Genomic DNA, 25,872 nt, shown 5'->3' on the forward strand with positions numbered 1-25,872 from the left:
GCAGGACGCCTCGCAGCGGAAGGTCCAGCGGCAGGCGGAGGGCACGTTGGCGGTGGACGAACTGCTGGCGCTGGCCCGGCAGTCAGGCGCCGTCCTCCTGCATGCCTCGGCGCGGCTGGCGCGCACGCTGGTGGAGCTGCCGCAGGCCCGCGAAGCGCTGGAGCCCGTGGGGGCGCTCGTCCTGGACGGTGCCTCCACGGAGCTGGCCCTGTCGCTGCACCGGAACCTGGGAACGGAGGTGCTGCTCGCCGGTGCCGCTGGCGAGGGGGGCCTGCTGCCACGGCCTCCGACGGAACGTGTCCCCGAAGGGCTCCAGTCCTGGGTGCTGGACGCGACCGGATTGCCGGTGCCCCCCGGTGTCGTCGGTGAGCTGGCCTTGGAAGGCGCAGGTCTTCCCTGGGACCTGTGGCGCGCCAATGAGCAGGAGCGCCGCCGTTTCGTGCAGCACCCGTCGAGCAGTGAGGCCCGTCTCTTCCGGACCGGGCGGCACGCGCGGCTCCGCGTGGACGGCCACGTGGAGCACGTCACCCTCCCCGCCGCGCCCAAGGTACAGGCCCCCGCGCCGAAGCCCCAGCCGAAGGCGCCCGCACCGGCTCCGACGCAGCAGCCTGAGCCCTCCGCGATTCCCCGCGTGTCCCGGACGCGGCCACTGCCCCTGTCCTTCGCGCAGCAGCGGCTCTGGTACCTCCAGCAGCTGGACCCGGGCAGCACGGCGTACAACAACGGCTCCAACTTCCGTCTCACCGGTCCGCTGAACGTCGAGGCGCTCCAGGCCGCGCTCAATGAAGTGGTGAAGCGGCACGAGGTCCTCCGCACCACGTACCAACTGACGGAAGACGGCGCGGTGCAGATCATCCACGCGGAGGGTTCGCTACCGGCGCTGGTGGAGGACGTCCCCGGCGACTCGGCGGAAGCGCGCGAAGCGGAGATGCTACGGCGGTGCGCGGCGCTCGCCGCGCTTCCCTTCGATCTCGAGAAGGGCCCGGTGGCGCGCGCGTTGCTGCTCCGGATGGGGCCGGAAGACCACGTCCTGAGCCTGATGCAGCACCACGTCATCTCCGACGCGTGGTGCACCCTGGTGCTGGGGCGCGAGCTGTCGGTGCTCTACTCCTGCTTCAGCGCGGGAATCCCCTCTCCGCTTCCGCCACTGGAGGTGCAGTACGCGGACTACGCGGTGTGGCAGCGCCGGTGGCTGGAAGGCGCGGTGATGGAGGGGCAGCTCCGGTGGTGGAAGGAGCAGCTGACGGGTGTCCCGGCGCTCGAACTGCCCACGGATCGGCCTCGGCCCGCGGTGCAGTCCTACGCGGGTGGCAGCTACCGTTTCGAGCTGCCGCCCGAGGTCACCCAACCGCTGCTCGCCTTGGGGCGGCGCGAGGGCGCTACTTCGTTCATGGCGCTCATGGCGCTGTTCCAGGCACTGCTGGGACGCACTTCGGGTCAGGAGGACTTCGCGGTGGGCATTCCCACGGCCGGCCGCTCCCGCCCGGAGGTGGAGGGGCTGCTGGGCTGCTTCGTGAACACGCTGGCGCTGCGCGCGCGGCTGGAGGGCGCCCCGTCGTTCCGAGAACTGCTTGGCCGCGTGAAGCGGCATTCGCTGGACGCGTTCGCGAACCAGGACGCGCCCTTCGAGCGCGTCATCGAAGCGCTCCAGTTGCCGCGTGACCAGAGCCGCACGCCCGTGTTCCAGGCCGTCCTCAACGTGATCAACACGCCCACCGTGGACGTGTCGTATCAGGCGTTGAAGCTGAGCGAACTCGGCCTCTATCCAGACACCTCCAAGTTCGACCTGAGCCTGGAAGTCGTCGAGCGGCAGAACACCCTGTACTGCCGCTTCGAGTACGCAACGGGCCTCTTCGATGGTGTCACCCTGGAGCGGCTCGCGGGCCATCTGACCGAGCTCGCCCGGGTGGTCGTCGCCACGCCGGACCTGCCGCTGCAACGTGTCGCCATCCTCTCGGAGGACGAGCGCCGCCAGGTACTGAAGGGCTTCCAGGGACGTGAGATGGCGCCCGCTTCGGAAGCGACCATCCACGCGCTGATGGAGGCGCAGGTGGCGCGCACGCCGGACGCGGTGGCGGTGGCGTTCGAGTCGGAGCGGCTGACGTACCGGGAGCTGGACGCGAAGGCCAACCAGCTGGCGCACCACCTGCGTGGCTTGGGGGTGGCACCAGAGTCGCTGGTGGGCGTGTGCCTGGAGCGCTCGGTGGACATGGTGGTGGCGCTCCTGGGCGTGCTGAAGGCGGGCGCGGCCTACGTGCCGGTGGACCCGGCGTACCCGAAGGAGCGGCTGGGGTGGATGCTGGAGGACACTGGTGCGTCGGTGCTGCTGACGCACGAGAAGTGGAAGTCGGTGCTTCCGCCCAGCGCCGCGCGAGTGGTGTGCCTGGACAGCGCAGCGGGAGAAGTGGCGAAGCAGCCGGTGACGAAGCCGGTGGTGCGAGTGGGCCCGGAGTCACTGGCGTACGTCATCTTCACCTCAGGAAGCACGGGGCGTCCGAAGGGGGCGATGAATGCGCACGGGGGCGTCGTCAACCGGCTGAAGTGGATGCAGGAGGAGTACGGGCTTAACGGCACGGACGTGGTGCTGCAGAAGACGCCCTTCAGCTTCGACGTGTCGGTGTGGGAGTTCTTCTGGCCGCTGCTGGCGGGGGCGAAGCTGGTGGTGGCGCGGCCTGGGGGCCACCAGGAGCCGGCGTACCTGGTGAAGCTGATGAAGGCGGAGGGCGTGACGACGGTGCACTTCGTGCCGTCCATGCTGCGCGCCTTCGTGGAGGAGCCCGGGCTGGAGGGGCTGGGAAGCCTGCGGCGGGTGGTGTGCAGCGGCGAGGCGTTGAGCGCGGAGCTGGTGAAGAAGGCGTACGCGCGGCTGCCCGCGTCAGTGGGGGTGCACAACCTCTACGGCCCGACAGAGGCAGCGGTGGACGTCACGTACTGGCCCTGCCCTCGTGGCGAGGACTTCCACCGCGTCCCGATTGGCCGCCCTGTAGCCAATACGGTGCTGTACGTGCTGGACACGCACGGGCAGCCGGTGCCGGTGGGAATCCCGGGCGAGCTGCACATTGGCGGCGTGCAGGTGGGACGTGGGTACTGGCAGCGGCCGCAGTTGACGGCAGAGCGCTTCATTCCGGATGCCTTCAGCGGTATTCCCGGCGCGCGCCTGTACCGCACCGGAGACGTGGCGCGGTGGTTGCCGGACGGCACGCTGGAGTACCTGGGCCGAGCCGACTTCCAGGTGAAGCTGCGCGGCTTCCGCATCGAGCTGGGTGAAGTCGAGACCGCGCTGCGCACGCATCCCGGCGTGCGCGACGCCGTTGCCGTGGTGCGTGAGGAGACGCGAGGGGATGCCCGCCTCGTGGCCTACATCACGGGTGACTCGGCGCCGCTGGAGGCCGAGACGCTGCGAGCGCACCTGCTGAAGCAGCTCCCCCAGCACATGGTGCCGTCGACCTTCGTTCACCTGGGCGTCCTGCCGCTGACGCCCAGCGGAAAGGTGGACCGCAAGGCCCTGCCCGCCCCCGAGGCGCCCACCGTCCAGCGGGGCCTCTACGTCGCACCGCGCACGCCGACGGAGGAGTCCCTGGCCGAGCTCTTCGCCCAGGTGCTCAGCGTCGGCCGGGTCGGCATCCACGATGGGTTCTTCGAGCTGGGAGGCCACTCGTTGCTGGCCACCCAGGTGGTGGTGCGCGTGCGGACGCGCTTCGGCATCGAGCTCCCGCTGCGCGCCTTCTTCGAGTCCCCCACGGTCGCCGGACTCGCGGCGTACCTGGACGGCCAGAAGAACGCGCCCACGCAGTCCGACGCCGGGGTGCCGGCACTGACCCACGCGGACCGGCGCGCCTCGCTGCCACTGTCCTTCTCCCAGCAGCGGCTCTGGGTCATCAGCCAGTGGAGCGAAACGGGCAGCAGTGCCTACAACCACCCGCTGGCGCTCCAGCTCACGGGTGCGCTGAACCTGCCCGCGCTCCAGCGAAGCTTCGACACGCTGGTTGCCCGCCACGAGGTGCTGCGGACGACGTTCCGCATGGAAGGCGACTCACCCGTCCAGGTCATCCACCCGCCCTCTCAGGTTCCCATCCAGGTCTTGGACTTGTCGGGTGAGGCCGTCGCCCATCTTCGTGAGGCGGAGACGCTGCGACGGGTCCAGGAAGAGGTCCAACGCCCCTTCGACCTGGCGAATGGCCCGGTGGTCCGCGGCATCCTGTTGAAGCAGTCCGCGACGGAGCACGTGCTGGTGCTCAACATGCACCACATCGTCACCGACGGCTGGTCCAACGGCGTGATGGTCCGGGAGATGGCGGCGATCTACGGCGCCTTCCGGCAGGGGCAGCCGTCTCCCCTGCCCCCGCTCCCGTTCCAGTACGCGGACTTCGCGGCGTGGCAGCGCAAGTGGCTCCAGGGCCCGGTCCTGGAAGCGCAGCTCGACTACTGGCGCGGGATGCTCGCGGACGCGCCGCCGTACCTGGAGCTCCCCACCGACAAGCCGAGGCCGGAGCAGCCGTCCTTCCAGGGCGACAACACGCCCATCCAATTGCCGGCGGCCCTGAGCGACGCCGTGGACGCGCTCGCGCTGAAGGAGCGGGCAACGCCCTTCATGGTGTTGCTCTCTGCCTTCCAGGTGCTGCTGAACCGGTACTCCGGGCAGGATGACGTGCTGGTGGGCTCGCCCATCGCCGGCCGTCGCCACGCGCAGACGGAGGGGCTCATCGGCTTCTTCGTGAACACGCTGGTGCTGCGCGCTCGCTTCGGTCAGGACCCGACCTTCCGGGAGCTGCTGGCCCAGGTGCGTGACACCACGCTGGGGGCCTACGAGCACCAGGACCTCCCCGTCGAGCGGCTGGTGGAGGACCTCCAGCCCGCACGTGAGGAGGGCCGCACGCCGCTATTCCAGGTGATGTTCGCCCTCCAGAACACGCCGGTTCCCGAGCTGACGCTCCCGGAGCTGTCCCTCCGGGGCTTCGAGTCGAAGCACACGGTCAGCCGCTTCGAGCTGGAGCTGGTCCTGTCCCGGGCGACGGAGGGCTACCAGGGCGGGCTCGTCTACAGCACCGACCTGTTCGAGTCCGCCACGGCGGAGCGACTGGTGGCGCACCTCCAGGTCCTGCTGGAAGAAGCCGTGACGTCGCCGGACACCCCTGTCTCCGCGCTGCCGCTCGAAAGGGAGGAGGCGCCGCAGCCGGACGACGCAGCGGACATGGCCCGCGAGGCCACCTTCCACCTGCGCGTCGAGGAGCAGGCGGCTCGGACGCCCGATGCTCCCGCCGTATCGCTGGAGTCCCAGGTCCTCACGTACGGCCAGCTCAATGCGAAGGCGAACCAGCTCGCCGTGCAGTTGCGCACGCTGGGCGTGGGCCCGGAGGTCCGCGTGGGCCTGTGCCTGGAGCGCACGCCCGATGCCATCGTCGCGGTGCTGGCGGTGCTCAAGGCCGGTGGGGTCTTCGTCCCCATCGATCCGGCTGCACCGGCGCAGCGCAAGTCCTTCGTCCTGAAGGACAGCAACGCGTCCGTGCTGCTCACCCTCCAGCACCTGGCCGATGCCTGGAAGCCCCAGGTCCGGCACCTGCTGTGTCTGGATACCGAGGCCTCGAAGCTGGCGTCACTCCCGACGCGGAACGTCGTGGTGAACGTCCTCGGGGAGAACCTCGCGTACGTCATCTACACGTCTGGCTCCACGGGCACGCCCAAGGGCGTCATGGTGCAGCACCGCTCGTTGCTCGCCATGCACGCGGGAACGACCGAGGCGTTCCAGGCAACGGGAGCCACCCGCCAGCGCGTCAGCCTCAACGCCCCGTTCCACTTCGATGGGGCTTTGGAGCCGCTGGCCCATCTGGCGGACGGACACTGCCTCTGCCTGGTGCCCGAGGAGACGCGGAAGGATCCGGAGGCGATGCTGGCGTGGGTGGGGCAGCAGCGCGTGGACGTGCTGGACTGCACGCCCGCGCAGCTCACGCTCTTGCTCCAGGCTGGGCTGCTGGAGCAGGCGCATGTGCCCTCGCGAATCGTGTGCGCGGGAGAAGCGATGGCCCCGTCGCTCTGGAAGCAGCTCGCCAGCACGGAGCGCACCACGGCGTTCAACGCCTATGGCCCCACGGAGAGCACCGTCTGCGCCACCACGGCGAGCGTCCGGAACAGCACCGCCCCCGTGCCCGTCATCGGGCGGCCCATCCAGGGCACGCGGGCCTACGTGCTGGATGCGCGGCAGCGGGTAGCCCCGGCGGGCATCGCGGGTGAGCTCTACCTGTCGGGAGACGGCCTGGCCCGTGGGTACCAGGGACAGCCGCAGTTGACCGCGGAGCGCTTCATCCCCGACGCCTTCAGTGGAACGCCGGGCGCCCGCCTCTACCGCACGGGGGACAAGGCGCGGTGGCGGCATGACGGCACGCTGGAGTACCTGGGCCGGCTCGACTTCCAGGTGAAGCTGCGCGGCTTCCGCATCGAGCTGGGTGAAATCGAAGCCGTGCTGCGGACCCATGACCAGGTGCAGGAAGCCGTGGTGCTGGTCCGTGAGGACGTGCCCGGCGACAAGCGGCTCGTGGCCTACGTCGTCGTCGTGGTGACTCCCGAGGCCCCGGTGACCGCGGAGATGTTGCGTCAGCACGCCCAGGAGCGGCTGCCGGAGTACATGGTGCCGTCCGCCTTCGTGCTGATGGGCACCCTGCCCCTCACCCCCACCGGCAAGGTGGATCGGAAGGCCCTGCCCGTCCCGGACGTCTCGAACCTGGCAGTCAAACGCGATGTCGAGCCGCCCGCGACGCCCCTCGAGGCTCAACTGGCGGAGGTCTGGAAGGAGCTGCTGCGTGTCCCCAGCGTGGGCCGGCGCGACAGCTTCTTCGAGCTGGGCGGCCACTCCCTGCTGGCCACCCAGTTGGTGGCGCGCATCCGCGCCACCTTCGACGTGGACCTGAACCTGCGTACGTTCTTCGCGGCGCCCACCGTGGCCGCGCTCGCCGAGCGCCTGTCCTCCGCCTCATCCGGTCCCCGGCTTCCCGCCCTGACGCGAGCCCGGGGGGACGGAGCACTGCCGCTCTCTTTCGCCCAACAGCGGCTCTGGTTCCTGGATCAGCTCCAGCCGGGGAACGCGTCCTACAACATGCCGACGGCGCTGCGCCTGTCGGGTGCGTTGGACGTGGCCGCCTTGCAGCGCGCCGTGGACGAAATCGTCCGTCGACATGAATCACTCCGCACCACCTTCCAGACCGAGGACGGCGCGCCTCGCCAGGTCATCCACGCGCCGCACCCCGTGGCGGTGGACCGGGTGGACCTCTCGGGCATCCAAGACGAGGCGCACCGGGAAGCGGAGGCGCTGAAGCGCGTCACCGCCGATGCCCGGCGTCCCTTCGACCTGACCCAGGGCCCCCTGCTGCGCGTCACCCTGTTGAAGCTGGCGCCGTCCGAGCACGTGTTGCTGCTGTGCATGCACCACATCATCTCGGATGGCTGGTCCATGGGCGTGCTGGTCCGCGAGGTGACCTCGCTCTACGGCGCCTTCCTTGCTGGTCAGCCCGCGTCCCTGCCCGAGCTTCCGGTGCAGTACGCCGATTACGCGATGTGGCAGCGGGGGTGGCTCCAGGGCGACGCGCTGAACCAGCAGTTCGGCTTCTGGAAGGAGCAGCTCGCGGGCGCACCGCACGCACTGGAGCTTCCGACCGACAAGCCGCGCCCAGCGTTCCTCAGCACCCGGGGCGCATCGGTGCCCGTGCAGCTCTCCCTGGCGCACAGCCAGGGCGTGGAGGCGCTGGCGCAGCGCGAGGGTGTCACGCCCTTCATGGTGCTGCTCGCGGCGTACCACATGCTGCTGAACCGGTACTCGGGGCAGGATGACGTGTTGGTGGGCTCGCCCATCGCGGGTCGACACCATGCGCAGACGGAGAGCCTCATCGGCTTCTTCGTGAACACGCTGGTGCTGCGCGCGCGCTTCGGCCGCGAGCTGACCTTCCGCCAGCTCCTGGCGCAGGTGCGCGACACCACGCTGGGGGCCTACGAGTATCAGGACCTCCCGGTTGAGCGACTGGTGGAGGAACTCCAGGTGGAGCGGGACCCGAGCCGCACCCCGCTCTTCCAGACGCTGTTCACCCTGCAGAACGCGCCCATCCCCGAGCTCGTGTTGCCGGGCCTGACGGTGCGTCCGGCGGACGGTGAGGACACGGGCGTGGCGCTGTTCGAGCTGAGCCTGGACCTGTTCCGTGGCGCGGACGGCTTCAGCGGGACGCTCAACTACAGCACCGACTTGTATGAAGAGGCCACCGCCCAGCGGCTGGCCTCGCACTACCAACGGCTCCTGGAAGGCGTCCTGGCCCGGCCGGACGAGCGTGTCGCCGCGCTGCCGATGATGCTTCCCGAGGAGCGTCAGGCCTTGCTCGAAGCCGCGAGCGGCGCTCGGGAGCCACTTCCGAAGGACGCGCACATCCACGCGCTCTTCGAGGCGCAGGTGGCTCGCACGCCCGACGCGCTGGCCGTGGTGGCGGGCGCTGAGTCCGTGACGTACCGGGAGCTGGATGCACGAGCGAATGCGCTCGCCCTCCGCCTGCGCGAGGCGGGCGTGGGACTGGAGCATCGCGTCGCGGTGTGCGTGGAGCGCTCGGTGGAGCTGCTGGTCGCGCTACTGGGGGTGCTCAAGGCGGGCGGGGCGTACGTGCCGCTGGACTCGGAGTATCCGGCGGAGCGCCTGCGCTTCATGTTGGAGGACAGCGGCGCCCGGGTCATCGTGGCCCGTGCGGCGTTCCGCGAGCGTCTGGGGGCAGCGGAGGGCTGCGTCTGGCTGGACGCGGAGGTGCCTCCCTCCTCCGGCGTGCCCCAGGCCCCCGCTGTCCTGGTGCCCCCCGAGGCTTCCGCGTACGTGCTCTACACGTCCGGCTCCACGGGCCGGCCCAAGGGCGTGGTCGTCCAGCACCAGTCGCTGGTGAACTTCACCCGCGCGGCGTGGACGTCCTTTCCGGTGGCGCCAGGAGACCGGGTGCTCCAGTTCGCCTCCATCAGTTGGGACACCAGCGCGGAGGAGATCTACCCGTGCCTCACGAGCGGCGGGACGTTGGTCCTCCGGACCCCGGACATGCTCGATGAGCCCGGTGCGTTCCTGGCGAAGTGTGAAGCGGCGGGCGTGACGCAGCTCAACCTGCCCACGGCCTTTTGGCATGACGTGACGGCGAGCCTCGATGCGGGCACCGCCCGTCTCCCCCCAGGGCTGAAGTGGGTGGTGATTGGCGGCGAACGCGTGGCGCCGGAGCGGGTGGCCCAGTGGCAGCGGAGCGTCGGGGCCGAGCTGCCCCTGCTGAACACGTACGGGCTCACCGAGGTGACGGCGGTGGCCACGTCCGTGAACCTGTCAGCGGCCGGAGTCCTGGCCTCCCCGGGCGCCGAGCGAGAGGTGCCCATTGGCCGGGCGCTGACGAACGTGCGGATGTACGTGCTGGACCGCGAGCTGGAGCCTGTCCCCCCGGGCGTGCCCGGAGAGCTGTTCATCGGCGGCCGGGGTGTGGCCCGAGGCTACCTGGGCCGGCCGGAGCTGACGGCGGAGCGCTTCGTGCCTTCGCCCTTCGTGGACAGCGAGCGGCTGTACCGGACCGGAGACCTGGCGCGGTGGCGCCGGGACGGGAACCTGGAGTACCTGGGCCGCGGCGACACCCAGGTGAAGGTCCGCGGCGTCCGCATCGAGCCTGGAGAGATTGAGGCCGCCCTCCGCGCGCATCCCACGGTCCACGACGCCGTGGTGCACGTCCGCGAAGACGTCGCTGGCGACAAGCGACTGGTGGCGTACGTCGTGCCGTCGTCCGCGCCTGAAGCGGGCCAGGTCGAGGCGTCCGCCCTCCGGGAACACCTGCGCCGGAACCTCCCCGAGTACATGGTGCCCGCCGCCTTCGTGTCACTGGCCGCCCTGCCCCTGACGCCCAGCGGAAAGGTGGACCGGAAGGCCCTCCCCGCGCCGGAGGCCTCGCAGCTGGCCCTCAAGCGCGACAGCATGCCCCCCGCGACGCTCATGGAGGCCCGGCTGGCGGAGGTCTGGCAGGAGCTGCTGCGAGTCCCCACGGTGGGACGCCACGACAACTTCTTCGAGCTGGGAGGCCACTCCCTGTTGGCCACACGTGTGGTCGCCCGCGTCCGCGCCGACTTCAACGTGGAGCTGAGCCTGCGCGCGTTCTTCGAGGCCCCCACCGTGGCGGCCCTCGCCGAACGCCTGGGCTCCGCCACGCCCGGCCCCCGGCTGCCACCGCTCACCCGGGCCCGGCGTGACGGGCCGGCGCCGTTGTCCTTCGCCCAGCAGCGCCTGTGGTTCCTGGATCAGCTCCAGCCGGGCAACGCCTCCTACAACATGCCGTCCGCGCTGCGCCTGTCGGGGACGCTGGACGTCGACGCCTTGCAGCGCGCCGCGAATGCCCTGGTGGAGCGGCACGAATCACTCCGCACCACGTTCCAGGCCCAGGGCGGCGAGCCTCGCCAGGTCATCCACCCACCGCGAGCGCTGCCGCTGAAGGTGGTGGACCTCTCGGGGATTCAGGGGCGGGCGTACCGGGAATCCGAGGCGTTGAAGCTCGCCACCCATGACGCACAGCAGCCGTTCGACCTGTCCACGGGCCCCCTGCTGCGCGTCACCCTGCTGACGCTGACCCCCACCGAACACGTGCTGGTGCTGTGCATGCACCACATCATCTCGGACGGCTGGTCCATGGGCGTTCTCGTCCGGGAAGTGGCCGCGTTCTATGACGCCTTCCTTCGCGGACAGCCCGCGTCCCTGCCCGAGCTCCCCGTGCAGTTCGCCGACTACGCGGTGTGGCAGCGCGGATGGATGCAGGGCGAGACGCTGAAGCAGCACTTGGGCTGGTGGAAGGAGCAGCTCGCGGGTGCACCGCACGCGCTCGACGTGCCCACGGACAAGCCGCGACCCGCGGTGGTGACGCACCAAGGCGCCGGCGTGCACGTCCAGCTTCCGTTCGCGCTCAGTCAGGCGTTGGACGCGTTGGCCCAGAAGGAAGGCGTCACGCCGTTCATGTTGTTGCTCGCGGCCTTCCAGGCGCTGTTGTGCCGGCACTCGGGACAGGACGACGTGCTGGTGGGCTCCCCCATCGCCGGGCGCCGTCAGGCCGAGTCCGAGCCACTCATCGGCTTCTTCGTCAACACGCTGGTCCTGCGCGCCCGAATCTCCCCGGAGACGACCTTCCGCCAGTTGTTGGCGCAAGTGCGCGACACCACCCTGGGCGCATTCGAACACCAGGACGTCCCCTTCGAGCGGCTGGTGGAGGAACTCCAGCCCTCGCGAGACCTGAGCCGCACGCCGCTGTTCCAGGCCATCTTCGCCCTGCAGAACGCGCCGGGCTCCGAGCTGGCCCTCCAGGAGCTCTCCCTCCGAGAGCTGGAGCCGACGCATGGTGTCAGCCGGTTCGAGCTGGAGCTGGCGCTGGCCCGCCTCCCGGAGGGCTACCAGGGCGCGCTCATCTACAGCACCGAGCTGTTCGAGCCCGCCACGGCGGAGCAACTGGTGGAGCATCTCCGGCTGCTGCTGGAAGGCGCCGTGGCGTCACCGGATGACCCCGTGTCCACCCTTCCCCTCCACACGGAGGCGGAGCAGCACCAGTTGATGGTGGACTGGAACAGCACCACCTCCAGCGTCCAGCGCGTTGGCATCTTCCACACGCGCTTCGAGCAGCAGGTGGGACGCACGCCCAACGCGCCCGCCGTGGCGCTGGATGAGCAGGTGCTGTCCTTCAGCCAGCTCAACGCGAAGGCGAACCAGCTCGCCGCGCACCTGCGCACGCTGGGCGTGGGCCCGGAGGTCCGCGTGGCCCTGTGCCTGGAGCGCACGCTGGAAGCCATCATCAGCCTGCTGGCGGTACTGAAGGCCGGAGGCGCCTTCGTTCCCATCGACCCGATGGCGCCCTCGCAGCGCCGCTCCTTCATGCTGGAGGACAGCGGGGCCACCGTGCTGCTCACCGTCCAGCACCTGGCCGAAGCCTGGCAGCCCCAAGTCCGGCATCTGCTGTGCCTGGACACCGAGGCCGCGAAGCTGGCGTCACTGCCCACGTACAACGTCCCCGCGAACGTGCGCGGAGAGAACCTCGCGTACATCATCTACACCTCCGGCTCCACGGGCACGCCCAAGGGCGTCATGGTGCAGCACCGCTCGCTGCCGTGGTTGCTCCAGGGAATGACGGAGTCGCTGGAGATGGCCGAGCCCGCCGGGCAGCGCCTCAGTCTCAACGCGCCGCTCTACTTCGACGGCACTGTCGAGCGGCTCATGCACCTCGCGGAGGGACACTGCCTGTGTCTGGTGCCAGAGGCCACGCGGAAGGACCCGGACGCGATGGTGGCGTGGCTGGAGCAGCAGCGCGTCGACATGCTGGATTGCACCCCCGCGCAGCTGGCACTCCTGCTCCAGGCCGGGCTCCTCGAGCGAAGCCACGTCCCCGCCAGGATTTTCTGCGGAGGCGAGGCCATGTCGCCCATGCTCTGGAATCGGCTGGCCAGCACGGAGCGCACGACGGCCTTCAACGTCTACGGCCCGACCGAGAGCACGGTGTGCGCCACCTCCGCGCGCGTTCAGGGCAACCCGAGTCCCGTCCCCGTCATCGGCCGTCCCATCGTGGGAACGCGGGTGTACGTGTTGGACTCGCGCCAGCAACTGGCTCCGCTGGGAACCGCGGGCGAGCTGTGCATCGCGGGAGAAGGTGTGGCCCGGGGCTATTTTGGCAGGCCGGGACTGACGGCGGAGCGCTTCATCCCGGACGCTTTCAGTGGACAGCCGGGGGCCCGCCTCTACCGCACGGGAGACAAGGCCCGGTGGCGGCATGACGGCACGCTGGAATACCTGGGGCGGCTTGACTTCCAGGTGAAGGTGCGGGGCTTCCGCATCGAGCTGGGCGAAATCGAGGCCGCCCTGCGCACCCACGGCCAGGTCCAGGACGCCGTGGTGCTGGCGCGCGAGGACGTGCCGGGCGACAAGCGGCTCGTGGCCTACGTCGTGGGCGACTCCGTCACGGCCGAGTCGCTGCGCCAGCACCTCCTGCAGCGACTGCCGGAGTACATGGTGCCTTCGGTCTTCGTGCCACTGGCCGCCCTGCCGCTGACGTCCACCGGCAAGGTGGACCGCAACGCGCTGCCGGCACCGGACGCATCTCAGCTCGCGCTCACGCGCGACGTCGAGCCGCCCGCGACGCCCACGGAGGAGCGGCTGGCGGAAATCTGGAAGGAGCTGCTGCGAATCCCCACCGTGGGCCGGCATGACAACTTCTTCGAGCTGGGCGGCCACTCCCTGCTGGCCACCCAGGTCGTGGCCCGCATCCGCGACGCCTTCGATGTCGAGCTGAACCTGCGCGCGTTCTTCGCGGCCCCCACCGTGGCGACGCTCGCCGAGCGGCTGGCCTCCACGACGCCCAGCCTCCGGCTCCCGCCCCTGACGCGCGCCGGGAGGGACGGAGCACTGCCGCTCTCCTTTGCGCAGCAGCGGCTGTGGTTCCTGGATCAGCTCAATCCGGGCGACGTGTCCTACAACATGCCGTCCGCGCTGCGGCTGTCGGGGACACTCGACGTCGAAGCCCTGCGGCGAGCCGTGAGTGCCATGGTGGAGCGGCACGAAGCGCTCCGCACCACGTTCCAGTCGGTGGCTGGCGAGCCCCGGCAGGTCATCCACCCTCCGCACGCCACGGTGGTGGAGGTGGTGGACCTCTCGGAGATCCAGGACCGGGCGCAGCGCGAAGCGGAGGCGATGAAGCGCGCCACCCGGGATGCCAGAGAGCCGTTCAATCTCTCCACGGGGCCCTTGCTGCGCGCCACGCTGCTGAAGCTGGAGCCGTCCGAGCACGTCCTGTTGCTGTGTCTGCACCACATCGTCTCGGACGGCTGGTCCATGGGCGTGCTGGTGCGTGAGGTGACGACGTTCTACGAGGCCTTCCACAACGGGCACCCCGCGGCCCTGCCCGAGCTTCCGGTGCAGTACGCCGACTACGCGGTCTGGCAGCGCGGGTGGATGCAGGGTGAGACGCTGAAGGAGCAGCTCGGCTGGTGGAAGTCGCAGCTGGCCGGTGCACCCCATGCGCTGGAATTGCACACCGACAAGCCCCGGCCCGCGGTGCTGCGTCACCACGGCGCGGCGGTGCCGGTGCAGCTGCCCCAGGAGCTCGCGCTGATGCTGGATGCGCTGGCGCAGCGTGAAGGCGTCACGCCGTTCATGCTGCTGCTCGCGGCCTTCCAGTCGGTCCTGGCCCGTCATGCCGGGCAGGACGATGTGTTGGTCGGATCGCCCATCGCCGGCCGGCGCCACGCGGAGACCGAGCCGCTCATCGGCTTCTTCGTGAACACGCTGGTGCTGCGCGCCCGCCTCACGCCGGCGATGACCTTCCGTCAGTTGCTGGCGCAAGTCCGTGACACCACGCTGGGCGCGTATGAGCATCAGGACGTGCCCTTCGAGCGGTTGGTGGAGGAACTCCAGCCCTCGCGAGACCTGAGCCGCACGCCGCTGTTCCAGGTGATGTTCGCGTTGCAGAACACCCAGGTCCCCGAGCTGACCTTGCCCCAGCTGTCGGTCCGTCCCGCGGACGCCGACGACTCGGGGGTGACGCTGTTCGAGCTGAGCCTGGACCTGGCGCGTGCCCAGGATGGCTACGAGGGCGCGCTCGTCTACAGCACTGAGTTGTTCGAGCGCGCCACGGCGGAACGGCTGGCCACCCATCTCCGGCTGCTGCTGGAGCGTGCCGTGGCCGCGCCGGACCTGGCCCTCGCCACCCTGTCCCTCCACACCGAGACGGAGGAGCAGCAGTTGATGGTGGACTGGCACGACCTCGCTCCAGACCGCGAGCGGGGTGCGCTCTTCCACACGCGCTTCGAGCAGCAATCCGCGCTCACGCCCGATGCACCCGCCGTGACACTGGGGGCGCAGGTGCTGTCGTTCGCCCAGCTCGACGCGAGGGCCAACCAGCTCGCCTCATCCCTGCGCTCGCTGGGCGTGGGCCCCGAGGTCCGCGTGGGCTTGTGCCTGGAGCGCACGCCGGACGCCATCGTCGCGGTGTTGGCGGTGCTCAAGGCGGGGGGCGCCTTCGTGCCCATCGACCCGTCAGCGCCGGCACAGCGCAAGTCCTTCGTCCTGAAGGACAGCGACGCGTCCATCCTGCTCACCGTCCAAGCGCTGGCGGACGCCTGGAAGCCGCAGGTCCGGCATCTGTTGTGCCTGGACACCGGGGCGCCGAACCTGGCGTCACGGCCCACGGATGACGTCGCGGTGGAGGTCCGCGGAGAGAACCTCGCATACGTCATCTACACGTCCGGCTCCACGGGCACGCCCAAGGGCGTCATGGTGCAGCACCACTCGCTGGCTTCGCTGCACGTGGCCTCGAACCTCGCGTTCCACCTGGGGCAGGCGCCGGGGCAGCGGTTCAGCCTCAACGCGCCGCTCTACTTCGACGTCAGCATGGACCAGCTCGTCCATCTGGCGGACGGGCACTGCCTGTGCCTGCTGCCCGACGACACACGGAGGGATCCGGAGGCGATGCTGGCGTGGCTGGAGCAACAGCGCGTGGACGTCCTGGACTGCACGCCCGCGCAACTGACGCTTCTGCTCCAGGCCGGGCTGCTGGAGCGTGCCCACGTCCCGGCGCGGATTCTGTGCGCGGGTGAATCCATGGACCCGTCGCTCTGGAGCCGCCTGGCGAGCACGGAGCGCACGACAGCGTTCAACGCCTACGGCCCCACCGAGAGCACCGTGTACGCCACCTATGCGCGCGTGCAGCACAGCCCGAGTCCGGTCCCTGTCATCGGCAAGCCGCTCGCGGGGACTCGGGCGTACGTGCTGGATGCGCGGCAGCAACTGGCCCCCCTGGGCACCGCGGGCGAGCTCTATCTGGCGGGGGATGGCCTGGCCCGAGGCTACCTGGGCCAGCCGGGCCTCACCGCGGAGCGCTTCGTCCCCCACCCGTTCGCGTCCACGCCGGGCGAGCGGCTCTATCGCACGGGCGACAAGGCCCGCTGGCGGCATGACGGCACGCTGGAGTACCTGGGGCGGCTCGACTTCCAGGTGAAGCTGCGCGGCTTCCGCATCGAGCTGGGCGAAATCGAAGCGGCCCTCCGTGCACACGAAGCGGTCCAGGACGCCGTGGTGCTGGCGCGCGAGGACGTGCCCGGCGACAAGCGGCTCGTGGCCTATGTCGTGGGCGGCTCCGTCGCCGTGGAGGCGCTGCGTCAGCACCTCCAGCAGCGGCTGCCCGAGTACATGGTGCCTCCGGCCTTCGTCTCACTGCCGTCCCTGCCCCTGAACCCCAGTGGAAAGGTGGACCGCAAGGCCCTGCCCTCCCCCACGCTCGCGGACACCCGAAGCCAGGAGGTCCACGTGGCGCCGCGGGATGGGCTCGAGCTGCGGCTCGTGCGGACCTGGGAGCAGCTCCTGGGCATGGAGCCCATCAGCGTGCGCTCCAGCTTCTTCGAGCTGGGAGGCCACTCGCTGCTGGCCGTGCGTCTGGTCGCGGCCCTGCGCGAGTCCCTGGGCCGGCCGCTTCCCCTGTCCGCGCTGTTCCAGGCGCCCACGGTGGAGCAGCTCGCCGCGCTCCTGCGCCGCGAGGACGCTGGACCGACGTCGTCGCTGGTCCCGTTCGACGCGGGCCGGAGTGGAACGGAGCTTCCGTTCTTCTGCGTGCACCCTGTCGGAGGCAACGTCCTGGCCTACGCGGAGCTGGCCCGGCTGCTGGGGCCGGAGCGCCCGTTCTACGGACTCCAGGCGCAAGGGCTCGACGGCAGCACGCCCCCGCTGGGCACGGTGGAGGAGATGGCCGCCGCCTATGTGGAGGCCATCCGCACGGTCCAACCCGCCGGGCCCTACCTGCTGGGCGGCTGGTCCGTGGGCGGTGTCATTGCCTATGAAATGGCGCGCCAGCTTCGCGAGCGTGGCGACACGGTGGCCCTGTTGGCGCTCATCGACGCCTACACGCCCGCGGTGCTCAACGCCGCCGAGCCGGAGCCCGACGCCGCGCAGGTCGTCTCCGCTTTCGCGAGCGACCTGCTGGGCATCGGGTTCACGGACCTGGCCAGTCCGGACGCGTCCCAGTCACCCGAGGCCCAGGTAGAAGCGCTCTGGGAAGCCGGTCAGCGCGCGGGCGCCCTGCCGCCCGGAATGGAGCCCGCGCACCTGCGGACCCTGCTCCGGGTGTTCGAGGCCAACCTCCGGGCCGCCCGCCGCTACCAGCCGCCCGCGCTGAACCCGGGCCGGGTGTTGCGGCTCCAGGCGACGGAGGGCGCGGAGGGCCTGCCCGAGGACGGCGGCTGGACGGCGCTCGTGGGAACCGGACTGGAGCAGCACGCCGTGTCCGGCGACCACTACGGCGTGCTGCGCGCCCCGGGGGTCCGCGAGCTGGCGGACCGGCTCCGGAGCGCGCTGAAGGTCACCACCGCGTGAGGAGGAACTCGACGCCCAGGCCCAGCTCCTTGAAGTACTTGGGCGTCCCTCGGATGAGCCGCCGGTCTCCCTCCGTCTTCTTGAGGAGGTAGACCGGCATCGTGAGGCGCACGCCCACCATCTCCGCCAGGTCCACGCCCAGGCGGGCCTCTGGGACGGTCAGCGCCCATTCGTTGGGCTTGCTGAGGTAGCCCGCGGACACGCCCAGTCCGGCGCGCCACCGGACGTACGGCCCCAGGTCGAGGAACGGAATCGCGCCGGAGAAGCCGTCCATGTCGGAGACACAGTCGATGTAGAGGCCCAGCGAGGCCCAACGGATGCGGGTGTCGTTGGGCACGAGCTGGTCCATGTCCCGCACGCCCAGCCCGGACAGCACGGCGCCGAAGCGCCACTCATTGCGGCTGTAGGCGTAGTCCTCGCGGCCCTGCTCGGATGCGAGGAACGGAAGCTCCACGCCCACGCCCACACCGCGCTGGCGCATGGCGCTGAGCGTCCAGACGTGGTGCGGCTTCGAGTACGTCAGCCACTCGTCCAGGAACGCGGAGCCCGCGGGACGGAGCGGAATCTTGAGGTTGCCCCGCTGCTGCGTGACGAGGGTGTGGAAGGCGGTGCCCACGCGTTGGCGGACCGGGATGAGGTCCTCTCGGGTCCCCGTGGCTTCGATCCCCTCCATGACGCCTTCGCTGTACTGGTAGCCCACGTCGCCCAGCACGGTGAGCAGGTCGTCGACCTGTCCCTTCCGGAGCTGTCCTGCTTCCGCCTTCTGCGTCAGGGCATCGGTGGCCTGACGCAGCCGCCCCAATTGCGGCGTCGTCGCGCAGTCATTGCCCACGATGCAGCGGAAGCCGGGCGAGTCGATGCCCAGGACGTTCAGCACGCGGCGCTCGCGATCCCTCAGCCGCTCCTTGCCGGCGCGAGGCACCAGCAGGTCGACGGCGCGCGTCGAGGTGAGCTGGGTCGACAGGAAGCGGATGGCGTCCTGCATGCCACGGTAGAAGTCGTGCTCGCGGAAGCGCCGGTCGAAGAAGCCCATCATCGCGAACTGGAATTCCGACGGGAGCACCGACGTGCGGCGAGGAATCTGGATGCGGCCCGACAGATTGATGTCGTGCTCCAGCGTGTTGAGCACGGCGCTGTCGCGCGCGGCGTTCAGCACGTTGCCCAGGTACTGGAAGTAGGCCTCGTCCAAGGGGCTGCGGGAGCGCTCTGGCCGTTCGGGCGGTGATGCCCAGTCCCAGGCGACCGCGTCCTGGTCCAGGTAGACGACGGGGAAGCGCTCGGGATTGAGCGTCGTCTCCCGCGAGGTGCTGCGCTCCACCCACCGCGAGCCGAGCCGCACCGCCAGGTCCACGGGGTTGTTGTTGAGCACGCCGCCGTCAATGAGCTTGAGGGACTCCAGGGGCCCCCATTGCGTCTGGTTGAAGAAGGAGACCTCGACGGGGACAGGCGGGAACGCGAGCGGAAAGGCCCCGGAGGCCTGCGGCGTGAGCAGCAGGTTCGCCAGGGACACCTCGTGTCCGCCGTCGCCCTTCGGTTGGGCGCCCAGCGCCGGGTAGTACGCGAGCTCCTTGGGCTTCACCCCGATGTGGGGGAACGACGCGCTCGCCGCGCCCTCCATGAATGGCAGCCGGGCGGTGAGCTTCCCTTCGCCCTGCGTCATCACCTGGACGACCAGCTTCTCCGTCACGCGCTTCAGCTTGAACTGGGCATCGGGTCCGCCCTCGCCGAAGGGAACTTCGCGCCCGCGCAGGTTCGTCACGGTGATGCCGTAGGCGAAGGTGCAGTCCTCCTTGAAGCGGGTCGTCTGGGCCTTCTTCAGGATGAGCTGCAGGGTGTCCTGCATGTGGGGCTCGCTGAAGAGGTGCGTGCCCTGAGGTGGCTCATTCCGCTCCTCGGGGAGCAGCCGCCCCAGGTCGAGCTGGTCGATCCACACGGTCCAGAAGAGGCTCTGCTCTGGAGACCACGTGGGCTGGGCGAACGCCGTGTCACACGAGGCCAGTCCCCCGAGCAGCGCGTTCACCGCCCCCGCCGAGGCGCCCGTCCACACACGCGGCGCCGGGTTGCCCAGGTCCGCCTGCGCGCCTTCCCGCTGCGCGACGCTCCAGAACCGGACCAGCGTGGAGAGGAACCCCGCCTGATACGCGCCCAGGCTGATGCCGCCGCTGACGACCAGGGCCGGCGCGCTGCGCTCCGTCTCCTCGGCCAGGGCGCGGGCCCGCGCCGGGTCTTCGATGTGCGGCGGCAGGAACGGCGTTCCCTCGGGGACGAGCGCGTTGTCCTTCGCGAACGCGCCACCGTTTGGCGGAACGGGTGGGACTTCGGGGCTCACCGCTGGAACGTCTTCAGCGACAGCGCTGGCCGGCACTTCGCCCGGTTCGGCTTCAGGCGGCGCCGCTGGCGCGTCAGGTGAGGCGTCCGCCGGCACGGGGTTGGCGGGCGTGGAGGAGTCCTCGGCCTCGGAGGGGGCCGGTGGGACGGCTTGCGCCTGCGCGGTGCTGGTGGCTGCGAGCAGGACCACGGCACAGGCACGAAGAAGGATTTTGGGCATTCGCGGGCTCAGATGAAGGTCGACGTTGAGGCTATCCCTCAATCCTGACCCTGATCCCGGAAGCCCGGCAACCACGGAAGGCACCGGGGAAGCTGTTGTCCCCGGCGCCTTTGTTTCGAACGCCTACGACTTCTGCAGCTCGTGCGAGCTGTCGGCGGCGGCCTGCTCCGGCGCCGCGACGAACAGGGCGTCGCCCGTGCTGGGCACCTGGGGACGCAGCGGCGCGGCCACGGACTCGTGGACCAGCGCGGGAACCGCCACCGGCTCCACGATGGCGGCGGCCTGGGCGCGCTGCGCGGCCTGCCGGCGGCGCCACACGAAGTAGCCGATGGCGGCCACGGCCAGCACGCCCATCACGGCGAACTGCCCTTCCTTGAACTTGGAGATCATCGTGTCCAGCTCGCCACCGAAGTGGAAGCCGAGCCAGATGAACACGGGCGCGGACAGCAGCGCGGCCAGGCCGTCCCAGAAGATGAAGCGCCAGTAGGACATGCCCACGGAGCCTGCGGTGAAGTACGTCACGGCGCGCACGCCCGGCATGAAGCGGGCGATGCAGACGATTTTCTGGCCGTGCTTGACGAAGAGGCCTTCCACCTTCGCGCGTTTCTCGGGTGTGACGATGCGGGCGAAGAAGCCACCGCCGCCTTCACGTCCCAGCCGCCCACCCAGCCGGCGGCCGGCGAGATAGATGAGGCTGTCGCCCACGATGATGCCCGCGAAGCCGACCACCATCATGACCGATAGGTTGGCGGCCCCCTTGTGGGCCAGGAAGCCCCCGAGGATGAGGGAGATGTCCTCCGGCAGAGGGACACCCAGTCCGCAGGCCACCAGGATGCCGAACACCGTGGCATAGGCGAAGAAGCCCTGAGAGTCGCCGAGGAGGTTGGTGAGAAGTTCTTGCACGCGTCGTCCTGTCCGTTCACGTCCGAAGGGCCCGCCCCGGCAGTCACCTGAGGCCGCCCCTCTAGCGCCCAGACATCAACCGGGCGCGGGTCGTCAAAACTCCGGGTCAACAAGGGGAACCGACCACAAAAATCCCTGAAACCCGGCCTCTGCTTGGGCCCTCTTCGGCGCCCGTCGTCTCTACTTATTCTCCGACCGCCGCCTCCCGCTGCCCCACTGTCCCGACGTCGCGCCGCCCCTTCGGGCAGCCTGCCCACCTGGGTTCCAATCGTCCAGGAGGCCCATGCCGCCTCGGCCCGCACCGCGGAACGAGGTGGGAGCACTGGCCACCAGGCCCTACTCATTCCGAGCAGGCAGCGCCGCCGCGCAGCTTAACCACCGGCCGCCCGGATGGCGTCTCCTTCAGCTCAGGCCGCGGGCGCTTTTCCGATGAGCGTGCGCAGCATGTCCCGGTTGTCCCGGGCCTTCTGGCCGAAGTGCGCGACGATGCCCATCAGCAGCTTCACGCAGGCCTGCGGCTTGGTGGCCAGGAGTTTCTGGAAATCCGCGGCGCGAATCTCCAAGGCCGACACGTCGGTGACGGCGGTGGCGGTGCACAGCCGCTCACCCTTCTGCACCAGGGCCAGCTCCCCCAGGGGCTCGCCGGAGCCGACCTCGCCCAGGGACACCTCCTCACCTCCGGCGCTCTTGGCGCTCAGGCGCACGGTGCCCTCACCCACGATGAGGAGTGACTCCCCCGTCTTGCCTTCGGCGAAGAGCACGGTTCCCTTGGGGAACGCACGCGTGACGGCGACCCCGGCGAAAATCTGGATGCCGGTGTCCGTGAAACCCTTGAACAGCGGACACGCCTTGAGCGTTGTGGCAGGCACGAGAGCCATGGATGTGCTCCTAACACGCCCAGCGTAGGCTCGCGAGCGACTCAGCGGTCCGTGTGGTACTCGGCCGCGAGCAGCACGTAGTGCTGCGCGGACATCAAGAGGAACTCACGCTCCGCCTCGGTGATGGGACGCTTCACCCGGCCCGGGGAGCCCACCACCAGGGAGCCTGGGGGAATCTTCGTGCCCGGCGTCAGCAGGGCTCCCGCGCCGATGATGCAGTCGTCCCCCACTTCCGCGTCGTCCATCACGGTGGCGCCCATGCCCACCAGCACCCGGTTGCCGATGGTGCACCCATGGAGGATGACGTGGTGCCCCACCGTCACGTCGTCCCCCACCGTGGTGGCGGACCTGCCGCTGGTGACATGAATCAGGGACAGGTCCTGCACGTTGGTGCGCTTCCCGATGCGGATGGGATTCACGTCCCCGCGCAGCACGCAGTTGAACCAGATGGAGGAGTCCTCCCCCACCTCGATGTCGCCCACCAACTGGGCGGAGTCGTCCACGAAGCAGCCCGGGTGGACGCGGGGGGAGACACCTCGGAATGGCCTCTGGGGCATGGGTCTACGCCTCCGCGACGACGTGGAACGGCGCCTCGGCCATGGGCACCGGCAGCGGCTCCACCGTGGGGGGCTTGAGCAAGGCCACCTGCTTGCCCGCGAGCTGGTTGGGCGTGGCGCGCTCCACCTTCACCGTCACGAAGGCGCCCGCGGGGGCGTCCCCTTCGAAGTTGACGGTGCGGTTCTCCGGCGTGCGGCCGAAGCGCTTGGTGGCGTCGTAGCGCGAGTGCCCCTCCACCATGACCTCCACCTCAGAGCCCACGAGCGCCGCGGTGATTTCGCCGCTGATGCGCCGCTGCAGCTTCTGCAGCCGCTCCAGGCGGGCAATCTTCACCTCGTGTGGCACCGGGCCCCAGTCCTTCTCGCGCAGGGCCGCGCCCGTCTTGGGCCGCGGGCTGTAGACGAAGGAGAACTGGTTGTCGTAGCGGACCTGTTCGGTGAGCTGCATCGTCATCTCGAACTCCTCCTCGGTCTCCCCGGGGAAGCCGACGATGATGTCCGTGGTGACGGCGATGCCCGGCCGCGCCTCGCGCAGCTTCGCCAGGCGCTCCAGGTACTGCACCACCGTGTAGTCGCGGCGCATCATCTTGAGGATGCGGTCGCTGCCGCACTGCACCGGCAGGTGGAAATGCGGGGTGATCTTCGGCTGGACGCGGAAGGCTTCGATCAGCTCGTCGGACAGGTCATGCGGGTGGCTGGTGGTGAAGCGCACGCGCTCGATGCCGGGGACCTCCGCGGTGCGCAGCAAGAGCTGCGCGAAGGAGATGCCGCCCGCGTACGAGTTCACGTTCTGACCGATGAGCGTCACCTCGCGCACGCCCACCTTCGCCAGGTCCGCCACTTCGACGAGCACGTCGGGGAACGCCCGGCTCACCTCGCGGCCACGCGTGTGCGGCACGATGCAGAACGAGCAGACGTTGTCACAGCCCTTCATCACCGTGACGAACTCGGTGACCTTGCCGCGGGACGTCTCCGGGTCGGCGCGCGGGAAGACGTACTCCTCCGAGTTCACGAAGGCCGTCTCCACCACCCGCTCCCGCTCCGCGGACACCCGGCCAATGATGTCCGGCAGGCGCGCGATGTTGTCGGGGCCGAAGACGAAGTCCAGGTACGGCACCTTCTTGAGGAGCTTGTCCTTCTCCTGCTGCGCCACGCACCCGCCCACGCCAATCAGAGCGCCACGGCTGGCCTTCACCGGCTTGTACCGCCCCAGTGCGGACAGCATCTTGTCCTCTGCCTTCTCCCGGATGGAGCAGGTGTTGAGGATGATGAGGTCGGCGTTGTCCGGCACCGGCGTCGGCGCGTAGGACATCTGGCTCAACACCTCGCTCATGCGGAGCGAGTCGTTGACGTTCATCTGGCAGCCGAAGGTGTGGATGAAATAGCGCTTCATGGAAGAACCCTGAGCAAGTACGTGCCCTTATCCGATGGCCGGACGCGGAATGCAACCAGCCGCCCGCCCGCCTTCATCCCCGGCTGAGCAGGTGCGTCAGGCGGGTGTGCAGGTCCACCAGCTCCGCCTCGCGGGCCCGGAGCAGCACCAGGGCGTCCTCGCCGTAACGCCGCGCCAGGGCATTGGTTTCGCGCTCCTGCTTGGCCAGCTCGTCCTGGATGCGGCCCTTGAGCTCGTCCGCCGCGCCGCCCTGGAGCTGCCCCAGCTTGTCCTGGAGCTTGCGGACCGCCCAGCGCCGCCCGCCGAAGGCTCGCAGCAGCGCGCTGCCCTGCTCCGCCGTCTTGGGATCCAGCCCGGACGCGGCCAGGGCCTCGGTGTGGGCCTTGGCCAGGGTCTCCGTTCCCTGCCCGGAGGCCCGGGCAAGGTAGGTCTGCTGGTAGCGGACCAGGGCGTCGAGCATCGCCGCGTCCAGCGGGGGGGCGGCCCAGCGGAGGGTCCGGTCGTCGGCGGCGGTGAGGTCGGTGGACGACTCCCGGTTGGGGACGTCCTGGAAGCCGTTGTCGTCGAAGAGGAAGGAAGACATGGGGAGGTGCCTTGCGGGGGAATGGGCCCGGGACTACGCGGGCACGAGCTGGTCGGCGATCCGGGCCAGGTCCGACACGGAGGTGACGACAACGGCCTGGTGACAGTGCTTCTCGTAGGTGAGCATCTCGCTGTCGCCAATGCCCCAGTTGCCACGCTCCTCGGGGCAGATCCACAAGAGCCGCTTTGCCTTGCGGCGCAGGTCCTTGAGGGCCCAGGCGTTGTTCGCGTTGTAGTTGTTCCGCCCGTCGCCAATCACCATCACGGTGGTCCGGCGGGTGATGCTGCCCAGGTGGTCCCGGGTGAAGTCGGCCAGGGCGCGGCCGTAGTTGGAGTTCGCGCTCAGGGACACCGTCTTGCCCGCGGTGGCCATGTCGATGGCGGCGTCGACCTCCAGGTCCTTGAAGTACTGCGTCACCTCGCCCACGTCGGACACGAAGACGAACGAGCGCACGCGGACGAAGAGCGACTGCATCGTGTGCATGAACAGCAGCATCATCCGTGAGGCCTGACGCACGGAATCGGACACGTCGCAGAGCACCACCAGCTCCGGGCGCTCGGGGCGGCGGCTGCGGAACTGGGGCACCATGGGCACCCCGCCCCACGGCAGGTTCCGGCGCAGGGTGCGCCGCACGTTGAGGGCCCCCTTGCGGTGCGAGCGCTGCTTCCGGATGAGCCGGCTGCGCAGCTTCTCCGCCAGGGTGCGCACGGCGGACTCCATCTGGTCCACCTCCGCCTGGGTGAGCAGGTGCAGCGGCTTGTCCGCGGCGGTGTCGGTGCGGCGGCGAATGCGGGCCTCCGCCTGGCGCTTCACTTCCTGGCGTGCGGCGTCCTCAATCTTCCGCATCGCGGCCGCGACATGGCGCGAGACAATCTCCACCCCTTCCGGGGTGAGGCCGCGGGCTCGCAGCTCGTCCTCGAGCGACTTCATGTCGTTCCGGGCCTTGTCCGCCCCAGCCGCCGCCAGCATGCGCCGGGAGAAGAACCCGGCCTGGAGCGGGCTCTCCATCCGCGACAGGTCCAGCTGCAGCGAGGCCATCCGGAAGATCTGCGCCAGCCGGGCCCGGTCTCCCATCAGCACGGCCTGGGCCAGGGGGGACATCTCCGGGAGGAGCTGGTGCATCTGGATGAGGACCATCTTCAGCAGGTCGCCCTCCAGGTAGCCTTCCTCCTCCAACTGCTGCGCCAGCGACTTGTCGATGTCCTCGAACGTCCTCGCCGCGCCGGAGAAGTAGAACTCGAAGGCCCGGTTGAAGGTGTCCACGTCCAGCTCGCGCTTCACCAGCGTGGTGCGGAGCACCGAACGGAACAGGTTCCGATCCTTGAGGCCTACCTCGGACGTGGCGCGCAGCGCGTCCTGGACCTCGGACGTACTGACACGCACACCGTTCTGGCGAAGGACCTCGGCGAACTCGACGATGCGGGCATCCACGCAACCATCATGTCCGGGGATGGCCCGCGCGCAATCGGGAATGCACAACCATGAAGCGAGCGGACGCCTGCCTCCCTGGTACACGCGGTGTAATCACTAAAATCTACTGAATTACTGCTTATCCCGGGACGAAGTTGCGGACCACCCACTGCGGTTTCAGAGGAGAATCGGGCAAACCCTGGCTTGAGTGCCGAAGGGCGCCCGAATCTCGCTGCTC

8 protein-coding genes (1 of these 8 running past the window's edge) are annotated in these 25,872 nt (G+C 69.8%); 1 reads left to right on the plus strand and 7 read right to left on the minus strand.

Annotated elements, in window-relative coordinates:
* Positions 1-17,362, plus strand: partial view of a non-ribosomal peptide synthase/polyketide synthase gene (locus FMP39_RS37890; RefSeq protein WP_228557850.1) — the 3' end only. It extends 28,823 nt beyond the left edge of the window; 17,362 of the gene's 46,185 nt are visible here — the last part of the coding sequence; its start codon lies off the left edge, out of view; it ends in the stop codon at positions 17,360-17,362.
* On the opposite strand, the gene FMP39_RS10255 is transcribed toward FMP39_RS37890, so the two are convergent.
* The 7 genes from FMP39_RS10255 to FMP39_RS10285 all read right to left on the minus strand — a co-directional run bounded on the left by FMP39_RS10255 (position 17,349) and on the right by FMP39_RS10285 (position 25,655).
* A complete protein-coding gene (locus tag FMP39_RS10255; protein WP_228557851.1) occupies positions 17,349-19,880 on the minus strand; it encodes a patatin-like phospholipase family protein in 2,532 nt (843 codons plus the stop codon). The two genes, FMP39_RS37890 and FMP39_RS10255, sit on opposite strands and share 14 nt — an antisense overlap.
* Positions 19,881-20,033: 153 nt before the next feature.
* Complete coding sequence (locus FMP39_RS10260; protein ID WP_141589749.1) at positions 20,034-20,813, minus strand: DedA family protein; 780 nt, start codon at positions 20,811-20,813, stop codon at positions 20,034-20,036.
* A gap of 407 nt (positions 20,814-21,220) precedes the next feature.
* Positions 21,221-21,691 carry a Crp/Fnr family transcriptional regulator gene (locus FMP39_RS10265; protein ID WP_141589750.1) on the minus strand — a complete coding sequence of 157 codons (471 nt, stop codon included), beginning with the start codon at positions 21,689-21,691 and terminating at the stop codon, positions 21,221-21,223.
* A 41-nt stretch (positions 21,692-21,732) separates the two neighbouring features.
* A complete protein-coding gene (locus tag FMP39_RS10270) occupies positions 21,733-22,248 on the minus strand; it encodes a gamma carbonic anhydrase family protein (protein WP_090492640.1) in 516 nt (171 codons plus the stop codon).
* A gap of 4 nt (positions 22,249-22,252) precedes the next feature.
* The gene (gene miaB, locus FMP39_RS10275; RefSeq protein ID WP_090492642.1) at positions 22,253-23,641 is read right to left on the minus strand and encodes a tRNA (N6-isopentenyl adenosine(37)-C2)-methylthiotransferase MiaB; all 1,389 of its coding nucleotides are present in this window, start codon (positions 23,639-23,641) and stop codon (positions 22,253-22,255) included.
* Between the two features lie 73 nt (positions 23,642-23,714).
* A complete protein-coding gene (locus FMP39_RS10280) occupies positions 23,715-24,224 on the minus strand; it encodes a hypothetical protein (protein ID WP_141589751.1) in 510 nt (169 codons plus the stop codon).
* Positions 24,225-24,257: 33 nt separating this feature from the next.
* Positions 24,258-25,655 (minus strand): VWA domain-containing protein, encoded by a 1,398-nt coding sequence (locus FMP39_RS10285; protein WP_140862901.1) that lies wholly within the window; start codon positions 25,653-25,655, stop codon positions 24,258-24,260.
* Positions 25,656-25,872: the final 217 nt, after the last annotated feature.

Origin of the sequence: Myxococcus sp. AB056 (assembly GCF_006547365.1) — a bacterium.
GTDB lineage: Bacteria > Myxococcota > Myxococcia > Myxococcales > Myxococcaceae > Myxococcus > Myxococcus virescens.

Bases quoted from the DNA above. Each gene is read 5' to 3' on its own strand.
- FMP39_RS10270 (WP_090492640.1), bottom strand. From the start codon at position 22,248: ATGCCCCAGAGGCCATTCCGAGGTGTCTCCCCCCGCGTCCACCCGGGC.
- FMP39_RS10265 (WP_141589750.1), bottom strand. From the start codon at position 21,691: ATGGCTCTCGTGCCTGCCACAACGCTCAAGGCGTGTCCGCTGTTCAAG.
- FMP39_RS10280 (WP_141589751.1), bottom strand. From the start codon at position 24,224: ATGTCTTCCTTCCTCTTCGACGACAACGGCTTCCAGGACGTCCCCAAC.
- miaB (WP_090492642.1), bottom strand. From the start codon at position 23,641: ATGAAGCGCTATTTCATCCACACCTTCGGCTGCCAGATGAACGTCAAC.